This window comes from Paenibacillus macerans (assembly GCF_900454495.1).
In the GTDB taxonomy this organism is placed as follows: Bacteria; Bacillota; Bacilli; order Paenibacillales; family Paenibacillaceae; genus Fontibacillus; species Fontibacillus macerans.
On the sequence record NZ_UGSI01000002.1, the window covers coordinates 603236 to 621357 of the forward strand.

The 18122-nt window shown below is 54.3% G+C and carries 14 protein-coding genes; 11 read left to right on the forward strand and 3 right to left on the reverse strand.

Features of this window, described 5'->3' with window-relative positions; all coding sequences use genetic code 11:
- Positions 1 to 3 precede the first annotated feature (3 nt).
- Positions 4 to 1365: an ABC transporter substrate-binding protein gene (locus tag DYE26_RS25830; protein ID WP_036619102.1), complete on the forward strand. Its 1362-nt coding sequence runs from the start codon at positions 4 to 6 to the stop codon at positions 1363 to 1365.
- Positions 1366 to 1412: 47 nt separating this feature from the next.
- On the opposite strand, the gene DYE26_RS25835 is transcribed toward DYE26_RS25830, so the two are convergent.
- Entirely contained in the window at positions 1413 to 2237 is an 825-nt protein-coding gene (locus tag DYE26_RS25835; protein WP_036619104.1) for an aldo/keto reductase, read from the reverse strand.
- 38 nt (positions 2238 to 2275) lie between these two features.
- Positions 2276 to 3082, reverse strand: a complete 807-nt coding sequence (locus tag DYE26_RS25840) for an IclR family transcriptional regulator (protein ID WP_082207633.1) — start codon at positions 3080 to 3082, stop codon at positions 2276 to 2278.
- Between the two features lie 417 nt (positions 3083 to 3499).
- Here DYE26_RS25840 and DYE26_RS25845 point away from each other — a divergent pair, with 417 nt between their 5' ends.
- The 10 genes from DYE26_RS25845 (at position 3500) to DYE26_RS25890 (ending at position 16451) form a co-directional block, all read left to right on the forward strand.
- Positions 3500 to 4288, forward strand: coding sequence for an ABC transporter ATP-binding protein (locus DYE26_RS25845; protein WP_036619106.1), 789 nt, complete (start codon positions 3500 to 3502; stop codon positions 4286 to 4288).
- A gap of 2 nt (positions 4289 to 4290) precedes the next feature.
- Positions 4291 to 5967: an ABC transporter permease gene (locus DYE26_RS25850; protein WP_036619108.1), complete on the forward strand. Its 1677-nt coding sequence runs from the start codon at positions 4291 to 4293 to the stop codon at positions 5965 to 5967.
- Positions 5964 to 6338 (forward strand): nitrous oxide-stimulated promoter family protein, encoded by a 375-nt coding sequence (locus tag DYE26_RS25855; protein ID WP_306436767.1) that lies wholly within the window; start codon positions 5964 to 5966, stop codon positions 6336 to 6338. Before DYE26_RS25850 ends, DYE26_RS25855 begins: the two co-directional genes overlap by 4 nt.
- Before the next feature lie 198 nt (positions 6339 to 6536).
- Positions 6537 to 7943 carry a cytochrome ubiquinol oxidase subunit I gene (locus DYE26_RS25860; protein WP_371861009.1) on the forward strand — a complete coding sequence of 469 codons (1407 nt, stop codon included), beginning with the start codon at positions 6537 to 6539 and terminating at the stop codon, positions 7941 to 7943.
- The gene (gene cydB / locus DYE26_RS25865; protein ID WP_036619110.1) at positions 7930 to 8946 is read left to right on the forward strand and encodes a cytochrome d ubiquinol oxidase subunit II; all 1017 of its coding nucleotides are present in this window, start codon (positions 7930 to 7932) and stop codon (positions 8944 to 8946) included. Before DYE26_RS25860 ends, cydB begins: the two co-directional genes overlap by 14 nt.
- Positions 8946 to 10682, forward strand: a complete 1737-nt coding sequence (gene cydD / locus DYE26_RS25870) for a thiol reductant ABC exporter subunit CydD (protein ID WP_036619112.1) — start codon at positions 8946 to 8948, stop codon at positions 10680 to 10682. The genes cydB and cydD overlap by 1 nt, the downstream gene beginning before the upstream one ends.
- The gene (cydC, locus tag DYE26_RS25875; protein WP_036619113.1) at positions 10679 to 12445 is read left to right on the forward strand and encodes a thiol reductant ABC exporter subunit CydC; all 1767 of its coding nucleotides are present in this window, start codon (positions 10679 to 10681) and stop codon (positions 12443 to 12445) included. The genes cydD and cydC overlap by 4 nt, the downstream gene beginning before the upstream one ends.
- A gap of 1249 nt (positions 12446 to 13694) precedes the next feature.
- Entirely contained in the window at positions 13695 to 14606 is a 912-nt protein-coding gene (gltC, locus tag DYE26_RS25880; protein ID WP_036619114.1) for a glutamate biosynthesis transcriptional regulator GltC, read from the forward strand.
- Between the two features lie 207 nt (positions 14607 to 14813).
- Entirely contained in the window at positions 14814 to 15257 is a 444-nt protein-coding gene (locus DYE26_RS25885) for a DUF1641 domain-containing protein (protein ID WP_036619115.1), read from the forward strand.
- Positions 15258 to 15272: 15 nt separating this feature from the next.
- On the forward strand, positions 15273 to 16451 hold the full coding sequence (locus tag DYE26_RS25890) for an NAD(P)/FAD-dependent oxidoreductase (protein ID WP_036619116.1): 1179 nt from the start codon (positions 15273 to 15275) through the stop codon (positions 16449 to 16451).
- Between the two features lie 72 nt (positions 16452 to 16523).
- On the opposite strand, the gene gdhA is transcribed toward DYE26_RS25890, so the two are convergent.
- Positions 16524 to 17897, reverse strand: coding sequence for an NADP-specific glutamate dehydrogenase (gene gdhA, locus DYE26_RS25895; RefSeq protein ID WP_036619117.1), 1374 nt, complete (start codon positions 17895 to 17897; stop codon positions 16524 to 16526).
- Positions 17898 to 18122: the final 225 nt, after the last annotated feature.

Sequence of the window (18122 nt, forward strand, 5' to 3'; positions counted from 1 at the left end):
CTAATGAATATAAAAGTATTACTCTGCACTTTTTTAACCATGATACTCTGTGTCGGTTGTACTGATATTAACTTGTTCAAATCCCAAAAGAACGAAACCAAAGAAGTTGTTAAGGTATTGTATGAAAGCGAGGAGGCCTTTTTCACGAACTATGGGTCCTTATTGAGCGCAAAATACCCCAATATAGAATTTGTTGTAATTCCGTTCCCTTACGTTGCTCCTTCGGCTGACGGTGAAGAAATTCAGCTTGCTTATGATCAAGTAATCAAAGAGCAGCAACCGGATGTGCTATTTTTATTTCCGGAGCAAGTAGAGAGATACGGAAATTTAGGACAATTATATAATTTGGACTCACTCATTAATCAGGATCGCTTCGATATTGAAAAATTGCATCCTGCTATCGTCGATTACATACGTTCTATCGGTTCAGGACAGCTTTTTGCGCTAACCCCAAACTTTTATGGCACGGGAGTCTATTACAATAAAGATTTATTCGATAAGTTCCAAGTTCCGTATCCTACAGATGCAATGACATGGGAGGAGTTAATGCAGCTTGCCCGGAGATTTTCCCCTAGTAGTACATCATCCTATGGAATAAGGTTCAACTCGGCCAATTCGTCTCTTTTTCAATTGGCTCTAAAAATTGGGGCAAACAATGACCTGAAATATATCGATTTAGAGCATAAAAGGATGACATTAAACACACCTAGTTGGAAAAATATTTTTCAATCCGTTTTTGACACTTATAAAGAAGATGCTATTTACCAAAATTCCGATCAAGACAAGCTTAAGCCAGGTATGACATATCAGGAAAGGTTATTGCTGAATCCTTTTATTACCAATCAAGTAGCTATGGCCATAGAAGGGCATTACTTTATGAATGATTTGAGGCTGGCCGAAGAATTAAAGCCGGAAGAAGTGCCAAACTGGGACGTGGTTAGCCTGCCCTCTAACGACGACCAACTGTTTAGTGAAGACTCCATATGGATTCAATACATGCTTTCTATTAACTCGCAGTCAGCGAATTTATCTGCGGCATGGGAAGTGGTGAAGTATATTAACAGTGAGGAATTTACCAGGGTGACGTTAAAATCAACGCTCCGGGACAGCTTGCCTTTAAGAAGAAGTGCAATGACCGGTGACAGTCATAACCTGGATGCTTTTTATAAACCTAAAATGAATCCGTACCAGCCGCAAAGTAATTTAAGGCTCTCACATCGTTTTAATGAGTTATTAAATGCTTATGCAGATACTGAAATTGAAAAAGCGTATGAAGGAAGTATTACGCTTGATGAAGCACTTTCCTCTATAGAACAAAAGGGCCAAGAACTTTTGCTTGATAAAAACATGAGCAACGCTCAGTGAGGAATAAAAGAAGAGTTGTCTCGTATGGGACAACTCTTCTTAAATGCTTAACGCACGTGCATTTCGTTCGGATTCGAGCCTTTGCGGCGGTTGATGTTGAGCTTGTTGATCCGCTCCATGTCGCTGTCCGCCAGCTTGAAATCGAACACGTTGAAGTTCTCCTCAATCCGCGAAGGGGTGACCGATTTCGGGATGACGATGGTGTTGTTTTGCAGATGCCAGCGCAGCACGACTTGGGCCGCTGTTTTGCCGTGGGCCTCGGCAATTTCCTTGACAACCGGGTCCTTCAGCACGTCGCCGCCTTGCTCCAACGGGCTCCACGCTTCGATGAAAATATCGTGCTTCGCGCAAAACGCCTTCAGCTCATTTTGGGACAAATGCGGGTGGCACTCCACCTGGTTGAGCACCGGTTTGATTTCCGTTTCGTTCAGCAGGCGCTCGAGATGCTCGATTTCGAAGTTGCAGACGCCGATCGCTTTGGCGCGGCCGTCGCGGTACAGTTTTTCCAGCGCTTTATAGGTGTCCACGTACTGATCGAATTTCGGCGTCGGCCAGTGGATCAGATAAAGGTCGATGTAATCGAGACCAAGCCGCTCCAGGCTTTCGTCAAAAGCGCGCAGCGTATTGTCGTAGCCTTGGTCGGCGTTCCACACCTTGGTTGTAATAAACAGATTTTCGCGGGGAACGGACGACTGCTTGATCGCTTTGCCGACCCCAACCTCGTTGCGGTAAATCATCGCCGTATCGATGGAAGTGTATCCGACTTCCAGCGCTTTGGCTACCGCCGCAGTGGCTTCCTCGTCTTTGACCTGCCATACGCCAAACCCGAGCTGCGGCATCTTTACTCCATTGTTTAATGTGACAAAATCCATATGTAAATCCTTCCTTTCTCCATTTGATAGCTTTGCTGTTAAAGTGTTTCCGATATCGCTCTGGCGCAATCCTTAACCATGCGGATATGCACGGGATCCTTGTCCCTGCACAGCCGGTTGGATGGACCGGATAACGCGATCGCCGCGATAACCTGATCTCCTTTGCGGATCGGGGCGCCGATGCAGCGTACGCCGATTTCCCCCTCTTCGTTGTCCAACGAATAACCGTTTTGCCGAATCCGCTCCAGCTCCTCCCGGAACAATTCCCGGGACGTGATCGAATGCTCCGTCAGTTTTTCCAAAGACAACTGCTCGATGATCCGGCTTTGTTCCTCCCGCTCCTGAAAGGCCAGCAGGCATTTGCCGATGGCATCGGCATGCAGCGGCAGGCGGTCTCCGGATTCATGATGGGTACGTGTAGCATATTTGCCGGGCACGGCTTGCGTGATCATCATTTCCGTTCCCTGCAGCATCCCGATGTAGGCGGTCTCCCCGGTTTCCCGGCTCAATTGATCGAGATGAGAAACGGAGCGCCACCTGAAATAGTCTTGTTTCTGCGGGTAGTTTGCAAACAGCCTGGAGATGAAGACATCCGACACGGCGTACCGGCTGCCGCTGTTTTTGGCGATGAAGCGGTTTTGTTCCAAGGTGCTGATCAAGCGGTAGGCGGTGCTTTGGTTAAGCTGCAGCTTTTCGATGATTTCCTGGGCCGTGAGGCCGGGCGAATCGATCAGCAAATGGAAGATATCCAGTCCTTTTTTGAGCGTTTGGACTTCATTCCGGTTAATGCATAACCACCTCCTTCGGAGCCCGGATGCGATTAATTTCCAGTAAAAGTATATCACGATTAAAATTTAATTTGCAAATAAGGATAATTTATTTGTTTTCATTATCCATAACGGAGAATTTTATTTTGAAAAAAGTATAAATTTATTTCAATATATGGATTTTGTGTAAAACTATAATATTATTAAGTTTGTAATAAAATTCACTATTTTGGTGGGCCGTGAGGTGGTTCAAGATGAGGTATGATTATAAGTGGAGATATCTTTTTTATCTGATACTGCTTCTAGTGACAATAACTGCTACATTAAAAACATGGAACGATGAGGGCTATGATAAATTCCTTAGCTTGCTTGGAGCAGTGGCTTGTTTAGTGGGATTGTACAAAACGTGGAAGGAAAGAAGGTAGGACTCTAAGACTCTAAGACTGTAAGACTGTAAGACTCTAGACGGATTAACCTTGAGAAGGGATGGAGAAAATGGTCGGCAACAATGAACCTGTCATCACGCTGCGGGATTTGCGTATGAGATTTGGAGACAAATTTGTATTAAACGGAATTGATTTGGACGTGTATCCGGGGCAAATCATCGGCTACATCGGTCCAAACGGGGCGGGCAAAAGCACGACGGTCAAAATCATGCTGGGACTGATCGAAGGGTATTCCGGCGAGGTCCGGATTTTGGGCGCCAGCCCGCAGGATGAAAGCGTGGAGTACAAAAAACGCATCGGTTATGTGCCGGAAGTGGCGGAAATTTACGATACGCTGACGGCGCGGGAATATTTGACGTTTATCGGCGAGCTTTACGGCTTGCCTGCGGACGATGCGGAGAGCAAAGCGCGCCGGCTTGCGGAACGTTTCGGCCTTAAGGATGTTTACGACGTCCGTATCGCCACGTTTTCCAAAGGGATGAAGCAGAAGGTGCTGCTTATTTCCAGCCTGCTGCATAACCCGGACATTTTGTTCCTGGACGAGCCGCTCAGCGGGCTTGACGCCAACAGCGTCATGGTGGTGAAGGAAATTCTCGCTTTGCTGGCCGCGCAGGGGAAAACGATTTTTTATTCTTCGCACATTATGGACGTGGTGGAAAAAATCAGCGATCGGATCATCCTGCTGGACCGGGGAATCGTGGTCGCCGACGGCAGCTTCGAGCAGCTTAAAGGCCAATTTAAAGAGGGCTCCCTGGAACAGGTGTTTAACCAGTTGACCGGATTTAACGAGCATCAAAGCATCGCCGAACAGTTTGTGGCGATCGTGCAAGAGGTGTAGTTATGAACGAGATGAAGTCGCTGAAGGTGTTGGACCGGTTCCGCGGGCTGTTCGAGCAAATGGGGGTAGACTATCCCGTTATGCGCCGCATCCTGCAGGTGAAGCTGACGATGGATGCCCGGCGGGTGCCCACCATTGTCGGAAAATCCCGAAAGGAGGCGGATCGGGGAAAAGACCGCTTCGGGAAGGAAAAGGAGAGAAACCAGTTTTTTGGCTCCTTGTGGCTTTACTTTATTTTTGGCGCGCTGGGTGGCATCATCGTGGCGGCCGGAGACAACTACCTGTTTCAGGTAAGCATGTTGTTTGGCATTATGATGTTTATAGTCATGACCTCGATGATTTCCGATTTTTCCGCGGTGCTGCTGGATATCCGGGACCGGAGCATCCTGGCGGTCAGGCCGGTGAACCGCCGGACGATCGCCATGGCCAAGGCGCTGCACATTTTTTTCTACCTGTTTTTTCTGACCGGCGCGATTGCGGCGGTGCCGCTGGCCGTCGGGCTGCTTAAGCACGGGGCCGGGTTTACGGTGTTGCTGCTGTTGGGGCTGGTGCTGATGGATATGCTCATTGTTGTCATCACCGCGCTGCTGTATTTGGCGGTGCTGCGCTTCTTTGACGGCGAAAAGCTGAAGGACATCATCAACTATGTGCAGATCGGGTTGACGATCGGCATCACGGTCGGGTATCAGCTGGTGGTCCGGCTTTTCGATTTTGCCGACTTAAACGTCGTGTTCCAGCCAAGATGGTGGCAGTATTTCATCCCGCCGATTTGGTTCGGAGCGGCGTTCGAGACGGTGCTGGATCCGGGGAACGGAAGGCCGTACACGGCCCTCGCCCTGTTGTCTCTGCTCGTGCCGCTGGCCGCTTTCGCCCTGTATCTGAAGTTGGCGCCTGCCCTGGAAAGGAATTTGCAGAAGCTGGCGGAGCCGGGACGGCGGCGCGGACAGCGGACCGGAACCGCATTGAAGCGGCTGGCCGAGTGGCTGTGCCGGGACCCGCAGGAGAGAGTATTTTTCCGGTTCGCCTGGTCGATGCTGGGGAATGAGCGGGAGTTTAAGCTTAAAGTGTACCCGACGCTGGGGTTTTCGATTATATTCCCGTTTATTTTTCTGTTTACCGATGGCTTCGGAAACGGACTTCAGGGGCTGGCCGGAACCCGCAAATATTTGTTTATTTATTTCTGCGGCTTGATGCTGCCTACCGTCATTATGATGCTGCGATATTCCGGCAAACACAAGGCCGCCTGGATTTACCGGGTGCTGCCGATCCGGGAGGAGGGGCCGGTATACAAGGGGGCGCTGCTCGCTTGTCTGGTTCGGCTGCTGCTGCCTTTGTTCGTGCTGGAAGGCCTGATTTTCGTCCTGTTGTTCGGGGCGCATATCATTCCCGACCTGGTTGTCACCGGCCTGGCGCTGCAATTGTTCGCCATCCTGTGCTTCGCCTATTTGCGCAAAGGGCTTCCCTTCTCGGAACCGTTTGAGGCCACGCAGCAAAGCGAAGGATTGAAGTTACTGCCGCTTATGTTCCTGCTTGGCGGCATGGGACTACTGCATTGGGCGGCGACCACGGTTCCGTTTGGCGTTATCGTCTATGCGTTATTGCTGATCATCGCGATTTGGCTGGGGTGGCGAAAAGTGTTTGCTCCCGGAACGCTCGCAAAAGGGAGGGCGGAGTATTGAAGGTTGGAAGGATGCAATCGGAAAAAGAAGGGCCGCGGATCCGCCGCGAGAAGGCGACGGTGGCCCTGATGATTTCCCTTTATTGCCGGCGCCGGCATAGCCACCGGGAACGGACCGGCCGGGACGAAGCCGCCGCCGGAAGCGAACCCGGCCTGTGCCCGGAATGCGCGGAGCTGCACCGATACGCGTTGGAGCGGCTCGCCCGCTGCCGGTTCGGCGAAGACAAAACGACCTGCCGGGCGTGTCCGGTCCACTGCTATGCGCCCAAACAGCGGGACAAAATCCGCAGAATCATGGCTTACGCCGGACCGAAAATGCTGTTGCGGCATCCGATATTGACGGTCCGGCATCTGCTGGACGATAGGAAGTGATCTCATTCACAATAATGTCAAACTTTTTGTGGCATTTAAAAAGTCCAGTAATGGCGCGGGTTTTCGGCTCCAATTCCGCCTTTGTGACATACATCATGTGATTTCTGTCACAAAATTATTATTTTTTCGGCGTTCGTTTTCATCAATGAGTGCTAGAATTCACATTAGATAATAATTATTCGAAAGTAGGGGAATGAAATGTTGGATCCGATTCTGCTTGCACGGCTTCAGTTTGCGGTCACGACGATTTTCCATTTCTTCTTTGTGCCTCTGTCCATCGGCCTAGTCGTCCTGATCGCGATCATGGAGACGATGTACGTCGTAAAGGGAAAAGAAGAGTACAAACGGATGGCCAAATTCTGGGGAAAACTGTTCCTGATCAACTTTGCGGTCGGGGTCGTAACGGGGATTCTTCAGGAATTCCAGTTCGGAATGAACTGGTCCGATTACTCGCGGTTCGTAGGGGATGTGTTCGGCGCGCCGCTCGCGGTGGAAGCGCTGTTCGCCTTCTTTATGGAATCGACCTTTATCGGACTGTGGATCTTCGGCTGGGATCGCCTGTCCAAGAAGGTGCATCTGCTGTGCATTTGGCTGGTGGCTCTGGGGACGACGGTATCGGCGTTCTGGATTTTGGCGGCCAACTCGTTCATGCAGCGCCCGGTCGGGTTTGAAATCAATAACGGCCGTGCGGAAATGAACGACTTCTTTGCGCTGATCGGCAACGGCCAGCTGTGGGTGGAATTCCCGCATACCGTGCTTGGCGCGTTTGCCACAGGAGCGTTTATGATCGCCGGGGTCAGCGCGTATAAGCTGCTGAAACGCCAGGATACGTCCTTTTTCAAAAAATCGTTTACGATCGGCATCATCGTTGCTTTAATCGCTTCGTTCGCCACGGCGCTGTTCGGCCATCAGCAAGCGCAGTATCTGGTCAAAACGCAGCCGATGAAAATGGCCGCGTCCGAAGGCCTGTGGGGCAAATCCGGCGACCCGGCGCCGTGGACGCTGTACGCGCACATCGATTCGGGCAACGGGAAAAACGACTTTGAAATCAAAATCCCTTACCTGCTCAGCTTCCTGTCTTACAGCAAATTTTCCGGCGAAGTAAAAGGAATGCACGAGCTTCAGGCCGAATATGAACAATCATATGGGCCTGGGGATTATATTCCGCCGGTGCGGACGACCTTCTGGAGCTTCCGGATCATGATCGCCGCCGGCTGTCTGATGATCCTGCTTGGACTTTACGGGACGTATCTCGCTTGGCGCAAAAAGCTGGACCGTCCGAACAAATGGTTCTACCGCGCGATGCTGTGGTCGATCTCGCTGCCGTTTATCGCCAATACGTCCGGCTGGATCATGACGGAAATCGGCCGTCAGCCGTGGACGGTATTCGGCCTGATGCAGACGAAGGACAGCGTGTCGCCGAGCGTCACCGGCGGGCAAATTTTGTTCTCCCTGATCGCGTTCACGCTGATTTACGCGGTGCTTGGAGCGGTGATGGCCTACCTGTTCGTTAAAGTTATCAAGAAAGGGCCGAATGAGGACGGCGCCGGTGCCGACCATTCGACGGATCCATTTGGTAAGGAGGGTTATCATGCTGTCTCTTAATGAGCTGTGGTTTATCCTTGTCGCGGTGTTGTTCATCGGTTTCTTCTTTTTGGAAGGTTTTGATTTCGGCATCGGAATGAGCACCCGGTTTTTGGCAAAAAATGATATGGAGCGCCGCGTGCTGATCAACTCGATCGGACCGTTCTGGGATGCCAACGAGGTATGGCTGCTGACGGCGGGCGGCGCGATGTTCGCCGCGTTTCCGAACTGGTACGCCACGATGTTCAGCGGATATTACACCCCGCTCGTCGTGCTGCTGCTGGCGCTGATCGCCCGCGGGGTCGCGTTTGAATTCCGCGGCAAGGTCGGCAGCGAGAAATGGAAGTCGACCTGGGACGCCGCGATTTTTCTCGGCAGCCTGCTGCCGCCGTTCCTGCTCGGCGTGGTGTTCGCCGGTCTGATGAAAGGCCTGCCGATCGACGGGGACATGGAAATGAAGGCCGGCCTGTTCGATATGGTGAACGTCTACACGCTGGTCGGCGGCATTACGGTCGTGGTGCTGTGCCTTGTGCACGGCCTGCTGTTCGCCTCGCTGCGCACGACGGGCAGCTTGCGGGAGCGGGCCCGCAAGCTGGCGCATAAAATGCTGATTCCGCTCGCCGTATTGTTCGTACTGTTTGGCATGTTGACCTACTTCCAGACGGACGTGTTCCAAGTCCGCGGCTTGGTGCTCGGGCTGGTAGGGTTGCTCGGCGTTATCGCCTTTGTGCTGGGGGGATGGTTTATCTCCAAGCAAAAAGACGGCTGGGCGTTCGGCATGACCGGAACGATGATCGCCTTATCGATCGCGGCGGTGTTTATCGGGTTGTTCCCGCGCGTCATGGTCAGCTCGATCAGCGAGACGTTTTCCCTGACGATCCAGAACGCGTCTTCCGGGCCGTATTCGCTGAAGGTCATGACGATCGTGTCTTTAACCCTGCTGCCGTTTGTGCTGGGGTACCAAATTTGGAGTTATTTCGTTTTCCATAAACGCGTACACGAGAAGGAGCATTTGGAATATTAATGGGACGCGGTTTGATGAAATTTCAAGGGGTGCGGCCGGTCATGGCGATCATGGCCCTGCTGACCCTGCTTCAGAGCATCGCAATCATCGGGCAGGCTAAATGGCTGGCGGAGATCGTCTCCGCCCTGTTTGCCGGCGCCAAGCTGCAGGAACAAGCCGGCGGGGCCGGTTTGTTCCTGCTTGCTTTTATGGTGCGGCAAATTTGCGCGCTGACGATGCAGAAGACGGCCTACCGCTTTGCGGAAGAGACGGGGCGGGACCTGCGGAAGCAGGTGCTGGAGAAGCTGTTTCAACTGGGTCCGCGGTTCACTGGAACCGAAGGCACAGGGAACCTGGTGACCTTGGTGCTGGAGGGCGTGGCCAAATTCCGCAATTACCTGGAGCTGTTTCTGCCGCGGATGCTGGCGACCGGGCTGACGCCGGTGCTGATTTTGGCCTACGTTTATAAGCTGGATCTCGCTTCCGGGGTTATCCTGACGATCACGATGCCAATTTTGATCGCGTTTATGATTTTGCTCGGGCTGGCGGCGCGGAAGCAAACGGAGCGGCAGCTCAAATCGTACCGCGTGTTGGCGAACCATTTCGTCGATTCGCTGCGCGGTCTGGAGACGCTGAAATTCCTCGGGCGCAGCAAATCGCATCAGAACTCGATCGCCCGGGTGAGCGACTCCTACCGTTCGGCAACAATGCGCACGCTGCGGGTCGCCTTTTTGTCTTCGTTTGCGCTCGACTTCTTTACGATGCTGTCGGTCGCTTCGGTGGCGGTCAGCCTCGGGCTGCGGCTGGTGAACGGGGAAATGCTGCTGCTGCCCGCGCTGACCGTGCTGATTTTGGCGCCGGAGTATTTTTTGCCGGTGCGGATGGTCGGGGCGGACTTCCACGCCACCCTGGACGGGAAAGAAGCCGGAGAAGCGATGCAGGCGATCATCACGGCGGCGGAGGAGGAGGCGTCCCAGGCGGCGCCGGTGCCGGAAGGCGTGGCCTGGGCGTGGACGGCGGACAGTACGCTGGCCTTGCATGACGTAGGCATGATTCATGAGCGGGAGGCCAAGGCCTCGCTGGAGGACGTCCGGCTGTCGCTACGCGGCATGGGCAAAATCGGCATCATCGGCGAAAGCGGAGCCGGAAAGTCGACGCTGATCGACGTGATCGGCGGGTTTTTGCGGCCGACATCCGGCGGCTTTGAGCTGAACGGCAGCGCGCTGGGCGACTTGACGGCCGCGGGCTGGCGGGAGCAAATCACTTATATTCCGCAGCGTCCGTATATTTTCAGCGGCAGCCTGGCCGATAATATAAGCTTCCATGCGCCCGGGGCGTCGCGCGGGGACGTGGAGCGGGCGGCGGTGGCGGCCGGGCTCGGGGAATTGGCGCGCAGCTTGCCCGGCGGGCTGGACGAGCCGATCGGCGGCGGCGGTCGGACGCTGAGCGGCGGCCAGGAGCAGCGGGTGGCGCTGGCCCGGGCTTTAGTCAGCAAACGGCCGATCATTTTGCTCGACGAGCCGACGGCCCATTTGGACATCGAGACGGAATACGAATTAAAGAATACGATGCTGCCTTTGTTTGAAGGCAAGCTTGTATTGCTGGCGACGCACCGCCTGCATTGGATGCGGGAGATGGACTGCATTATCGTGATGGAGCAGGGCCGGGTAGCGGAAACGGGAACGCATGGCGAGTTGATGAAGAAACGGGGCGCTTATTACCGCATGGTTGCGGCGCAGCGGGAGGAGATCGGATGAAGCGGGAGTCTTGGATTGGCCCTTATTTTCGTTTATACAGCGGACGGTTTGCCCTTTATTTGCTCCTCGGTGTGCTTACGCTGCTCTCCGCCGGCATGCTGATGTTTACTTCCGGTTTTCTGATCTCGAAGTCGGCGCTGCAGCCTTACAATATTTTGCTGGTGTACGTGCCGATCGTCGGCGTGCGCACATTTGGGATCGGCCGGGCGGTCATCCACTATGTCGAGCGGCTGGTCGGGCATGACACGGTGCTGCGGATTTTGGCCCGGATGCGGGTGCGCCTGTACCGGATTTTGGAACCCCAGGCGCTTTTTATCCGCTCCCGCTACCGGACGGGGGACATTCTCGGGGCGCTGGCCGATGATATCGAACAGCTGCAGAACGTATATATCCGCACCGTGTTTCCGGGTCTGGTCGCTTTGATTTTGTATGCCGCGGCCGTAATTGCGATGGGATTTTTCGATGTGACGTTCGCTTTGCTGCTGGCGGGGTACATTTTTGTTTTGGTGGCGGTGCTGCCCTATGTGACGCTGCGGCTGACCCGGCGGACCAACGAAGAGGTCAAACGCGAGCGTGGCGGGCTGTACCGCACCTTGACCGACGCCGTCATGGGCATCGGCGATTGGGTGATCAGCGGCCGGGCGGACGAATTCCTGGCCTCGTACGAGCGGGATGAGGCGGCCGTGGCCCGCAAAGACCGCAAGCTGCGGGCATGGGCGCGCTGGCGGAGCCTGATCGGACAAATGGTCGTTGGCCTCGCCGTCGTCTCGATGGTGTACTGGGCCGGCGGGCAGGCCGCGGCCGGACAGATCGACGCCACGCTGATCGCCGCGTTTGTGCTGATCGTGTTTCCGCTGGCGGACGCGTTTTTGCCCGTCTCGGACGCGGTGGAGCGTATCCCGCAGTACGGCGTGTCGTTGGCGCGGCTGGAGCGGATCGAGCACTCCGGCGGTGAGCAGCGGCAGGCCGCTGGCGGAGCGGGCGTTGCCGGCGGGAGCGGGGGATTCCGCGGCATGGCCCCGGAGGCTGCTCAAGCCGTCCACATTCGGCTGCAGGGCGTGCGCTTCGCGTATGCGGCGGGCGGCGCCATTTCCGTGGACGGTGTGTCGCTGGACATCCCGCAGGGCAAGCGGGTTGCCGTGATCGGCCGCAGCGGCGCGGGCAAGTCGACGCTGCTGAAGCTGATCCAGGGGGCGCTTGCCCCAAGCGATGGAACGGTGACGTTTAACGGCGTCCCCGCCGCGGCCTTAGGCGAACGGATGCCGGAGTACGTGTCCGTTCTGAATCAGAGCCCGCATCTGTTCGACACGACGGTGGCGAACAACATCAGGCTCGCCCGGCCGGAGGCTGCGGACGAGGAGATCCGCCGGGCCGCGCAAGCTGCGCAGCTGGGCCCGCTGATCTCGGCGCTGCCGGAGGGCCTGAACACGCCGATGCGCGAAACGGGCCAGCGTTTCTCCGGCGGCGAACGGCAGCGCGTGGCGCTGGCGCGGATCTTGCTGCAGGACACGCCCGTGCTCATCCTCGATGAGCCGACCGTAGGGCTCGATCCGCGCACGGAGCGTGAGCTGCTGGCGACGATCTTCCGCACGACGCAGGGCAAAACGCTCATCTGGGTGACGCACCATCTGGTCGGCGCGGAGAAGATGGACGAGATTATTTTTATGGAGCATGGCCGCATCCTGATGCGGGGCACCCACGCCGAACTGATGAAGTCCGAACCGCGCTACCGCAATCTATACCGCTTGGACCGGCCGGATTAACGGCTTGGCAGCGGTTATAGGCTGTATGTCGAGGGACTCCGGCGGCAGCATCAAACCGGATGTAGCAATGGCAAGACCGGCTGCTTACCACTTCATTCGATTCATTCGTTATTGGAGTTAGCGGGTTCGGCATCCGGGGGCTTGGGTCTTTCGCTAACGGTTGTGATAGCCGTTATTTAGCTGAAAAGCGGGGGTTTCAATTTCTAACGGTTGCAACGGCGCTTACTTGGGTGAAAAAGGCTCGAATCCGCGGAAAAAAGCAAAAATTAGCTTTATGGCAACCGTTAAATTTTGTTTTGGTCACATTATGCCGAAATAACGGCGCTGGCAACCGTAAGAATGACGGCTCGCCCGAGAGGCCGCGTCTTTCTGATCGTCAAGCGCCGTTTTTAGTTTTGAGCTAGCTAAAACAGCTCGGCTTGGGAAGTATGTTTGACAGCAGCCGGCTTCCGGAATGACGAGGACCGTCGGCCTTCAAATAACGTCACTTTTTGTTCTTATTCTCCTGCCCCCCCGGCATATCCATCCCATTAGCGGCATTCTTTGTCCTTATTTTCTTATGAATGGTGCGAAACGGGGATATTTCTTCACGATTCGAGAAAATAGCGGCATAAATTGCCTTTATTTTTTTCAAATTGATCGATATCGCCGGAATAACGTCATTTTTTGCTCTTATGGTTTCTGTTGGAGTTCACCGAGTTCGCTAGAGTCCGCCGGAGTTTGTTGAGTTTCGCTAAAGTCACCGAAATTTCGCCGCATTCAACCGCATTCCGCTGAAACTCGCTGGATTTGGCTGGAATCCAACCGAAGTTCCGCAGCATTCCGTATAATCCCGCTGAAGTTCGCCGCGTCCCGCAACATTCCGTTGAAGTTCGCAGCATTCGCGGCACCCCGCCGCATTCCGCTGGCGTTTTCCGGCAGCCTGGTCCTAGTGCCTGCAAATTATGCAGGTATTTTCTTATGTTTCCAGCGCTTTTTCCTGAAGTCTATGCTTCCGTTTCGGTCGCTTCCCTTATATAATGGAGATTAATATATTTACACGGAATGTAAGGGATTTAATGGGTTAATAATCTAATGGTTTAATAGTTTAATGATTTAATGGTGGAGCCATTTAAATGGCCTGCCGGCGGTAGAGCATCGCTTGCTGCGGGCAAGTGCGCCAAAGGCTGCTGACGGCTTAGGAGAAGGCTTTTTCACGAAACAGGTGAATCCGGTTTTTCTGAGGCGTCTGGAATAGGGAGGGTGTGGCATGGAACTGAGGCAAATCCAATATTTCATCGAAGTGGCCAAACTTGAGCATGTGACTGAGGCATCCTACGCTCTGCACGTTTCGCAATCGGCGGTAAGCCGGCAAATTTTCAAGCTGGAAGCGGAGCTGGGCGTGGACTTGTTTATTCATGAAGGGCGCAAAGTCAAGCTGACGCCGATCGGCCGGCAGTTTTTAAACCAGATGGAGCAGCTGATGAAAGTCATCGACCATGCCCGTCAGGAGATCGAAGAATATTTGGATCCCGAGCGGGGGACCGTGCGGATCGGCTTCCCCAGCAGCTTGGCGGCGCGGATGGTTCCGGCGGTCGTTTCGGCTTTCCGCAAAAAGTACCCGTATGTCCATTTTCAACTGCAGCACGGCTCGTACAAAGAATTGATGGACTGGGTCGTCGAAGGGGAGATCAACCTGGCGGTGATGGGGCCGGTGCCGCAGCAGGAACCGCAAATCAACGGCGAGATTTTGTTCCGGGAAAAATTCGTGGCGCTCCTTCCCGCCGGACACTCTATGGCCGACCAGCCCTCTTTGAAACTAAGCGATTTGAAAAACGATGTGTTTGTCTTGTTTCCCAAAGGTTTCATCCTGCGCGATATCGTGGTGAGGGCTTGCGCCAATTTGGGGTTTCAGCCCAAGGTCGCTTTTGAAGGGGACGATCTGGATGCCATCAAAGGGCTGGTTTCCGCGGGCCTTGGCCTGACGCTGCTGCCGGAAATCGCCTTAAGCGAGCAGATTCCGCCGACGATTGTGACGGTGCCGATCAATGAACCGCAGGTCACCCGGGATGTCGGGGTCATCGTTCCGGCGGGGCGCGAAATGGCGCCGACGGAGAAGCTGTTTTATGAGTTCCTGAAGGAGCTTTCGCCCCAGGCGCTGGGTTATATATCCCCTGGTTAAGCGAACCGAAAAATTTTTAATAATTAAGGACCGTGAAAATAATCACTTTCATGGTCCTTTTTTGTAGAAAATGTGGTACAATTTATTGGGATTGTTGCAGGTTGAGATGTGCCTTTTTTCACTAACCAAAAATGGTTGGAGTAAGAGAAGGTTGGAACACTAAGGAACAAGCAAGTACTTAAGATCTATTGCAAAGGAGAATCGGAAATGTCAGAAACAATTGCCGAAACGAAGACGGAGCAAGGCGGCGCCTTGTCTGCCGGGCAGCAGGAGCGTGAACTTCTGGAGCAGCTGTTGAAGCCGGAAGTTCAGGAATCCTTGAGCGTGCTGGTAGAGCAGCTTCCTAAATTAACGGAAATGGTCGGCGCGCTGACCAAATCGTATGATTTTTTCAAATCACTGTCGACGGACGAAGTGCTGAAAAACGACATGGTCGGCGGTTTCGCGGAGGTGGCCGGACCGGTGGTGGGCACGGTGAAGAAAGTAGCCGCCAACGTCATCGAAGCCAGAGATCGGGCTGAAGAGAGCCAGGAGGTAATCGGCTTGTTCGGTCTGCTTAGAATGCTTAAGGATCCGCAGGCGCAAAAGCTGTTTCGCTTTGTGAATGCTTATCTTCAAGTCTCTGGCGCACGCGACAGTCAACAAAAATAACGGAGGATAATAACCATGGCAAAAGAAATTGTAATTTTAGGTGCCGGTTACGGCGGCGTGCTTAGCGCTTTGACCGTTCGCAAATATATGGACAGATCGGAAGCGCAGGTGACGGTCGTTAACCAATATCCGACGCATCAGATCATTACGGAGCTGCATCGTCTGGCTGCCGGCAGCATTTCCGAACGGGCGGTGGCGCTGCCGCTGGATAAGCTGTTTAAAGGAAAAGACATCGATCTGCGTATCGCCACGGTCAAGAGCTTTTCGGTGGATAATAAAGAAATTAAGCTTTCCGACGGTTCGACCCTGACTTATGACGCGCTGGTGGTCGGGCTTGGCAGCAAAACGGCCTACTTCGGCATCCCGGGTCTGGAGGAGCACAGCATGGTGCTGAAATCGGCCGACGACGCCAACGCGATTTACAAGCATATCGAGGAGCGGATCAGCGAGTATGCCAAGTCCGGCAATGAAGCGGACGCCACGATCCTGATCGGCGGCGGCGGTTTGACCGGCGTCGAGCTGGTTGGGGAAATCGCCGACCAACTGCCGAAGCTGACGAAGAAATACGGCGTGGACCGCGAGGCGATCAAACTGCTGCTCGTGGAAGCGGGGCCGAAGATTTTGCCGGTGTTGCCGGATTCTTTGATCGAACGCGCGACGGCGAGCCTGGAGAAACGCGGCGTGAAATTTTTGACCGGGTTGCCGGTGACGAATGTCGCGGGCAATGTAATCGATTTGAAGGACGGCCAAAAAATCGTGGCCAACACTTTCGTCTGGACAGGCGGCGTGCAAGGCAATCCGCTCGTGGGCGAGTCCGGCCTGGAAGTGAACCGCGGACGCGCTTCGGTCAACCAATTCTTGCAGTCCGTTTCCCATCCGGACGTGTTTGTGGTCGGCGACAGCGCGGTATTTATGGGACCTGACGGCCGCCCGTATCCGCCGACGGCGCAAATCGCCTGGCAAATGGGCGAGCTGACCGGCTACAACCTGTTCGCTTTCTTGCGCGGCAAAAAGATGGAAGGGTTCGAACCGGTCAACTCCGGTACGCTGGCCAGCCTTGGCCGCAAGGACGCCGTAGCGACGATCGGCGCCAACAACACCGAGCTGCGCGGTCTGCCGGCCACGATGATGAAAGAAGCGAGCAACATCCGCTATTTGTCGCACATTAAAGCTCTGGACGCCCTGGCTTATTAATTTAGCCGGGCTCTAGCGAAAAAAAGCGCCCGGGACATTAGATCCCGGGCGCTTTTTTTGGTTTTATTCTATTTAAACTACCCCATGCGCCAGCATCGCGTCGGCGACTTTCAGGAAGCCGGCGATGTTGGAGCCGACCACCAGGTTTCCGGGATGGCCGAACTCTTCGGCGGCTTTTACACTATTGGCATAGATGTTCTTCATGATGCCTTTGAGCTTTTCGTCCACTTCCTCGAAGGTCCAGGACAATCTCGCGCTGTTTTGCGCCATTTCCAGGGCGGAGACGGCGACGCCGCCGGCATTGGCCGCTTTGGCCGGGCCGAAATATACTCCGCTGTTCAGATACACCTCGATCGCTTCCAGCGTCGAAGGCATGTTGGCGCCCTCGGCGACGAATTTCACGCCTCCGGCGACGAGCTGCTTTGCCGCAGCTTCATCGATTTCGTTTTGTGTCGCGCACGGCAGGGCGATATCGCAAGGGATGCTCCAGATATTGCGGCAGCCCTCATGGTATTCCGCACCCGGATGCTCGTTCACGTATTCCTTAATCCGTTTTCTTTCGACTTCCTTCAACCGTTTGACCGTTTTCAGGTCGATGCCGTTCGGATCGTACACGTAACCGTTCGAATCGCTGCACGCGACCACCTTGGCTCCCAGCTGCTGCGCTTTTTCGATGGCGTAGATCGAAACGTTGCCGGAACCGGAAACGACGACCGTTTTGCCTTCAAAGGTTTCGCCTTTGCTGGTCAGCATTTCCGCCGTGAAGTACACCAGGCCGTACCCCGTTGCTTCGGTGCGCGTCAGGCTGCCGCCGTACGTCAGGCCTTTCCCCGTCAACACGCCGGTTTCACTGCCGTAAAGCCGTTTGTACTGGCCGAACATGTAGCCGATTTCCCGTCCACCTACGCCGATATCTCCGGCAGGCACATCCATGTCGGGACCGATGTATTTGGCCAGCTCGGTCATAAAACTCTGGGTGAATCTCATGACCTCCAGCTCCGATTTGCCTTTGGGATCGAAATCCGAGCCGCCTTTCCCGCCGCCGATCGGCAAGCCGGTCAGCGAATTTTTGAAAATTTGCTCGAAGCCGAGGAATTTAATGATGCTGGCATTTACCGACGGATGAAAGCGCAGCCCGCCTTTGTAAGGCCCAATCGCGCTGTTGAATTGCACGCGGAAGCCGCGGTTAACCCGTACTTTGCCCTGATCGTCCACCCACGGAACGCGGAAGCTGATCAAACGCTCCGGCTCCACGATTCTTTCGAGGATGCCGCTTTCCTGGTATTTCGGATGTTTGGCAAACACCGGAACCAGCGAATCCAAAATCTCCTTCACCGCTTGATGGAATTCGTGTTCTCCCGGATTGCGTTTTTGAACGGCTTCATAAACTTCAGCCACATAGCGGCTGGCTTGTTCCAGTGCCTCGTTTTGCTGTGTAATCGCCATTTGGATCCACCCTTTCTCGCTAAAAACATGTTCTACTTTTCACGTTTTTTATGACCTTTATTGTAATATCTATGTAAGCTTTAAACAAAGCTAATTATAGATCAACTTCATGAGCAATTGAGATCAACTTCGCCGAGCGGCCGCTCAAGCCGCGGACTTATGCAGAAAAAAAGCAAATGACCTGATATAGTATGCGCCAAACGGCGGCCAAACCGGCTGGGAATT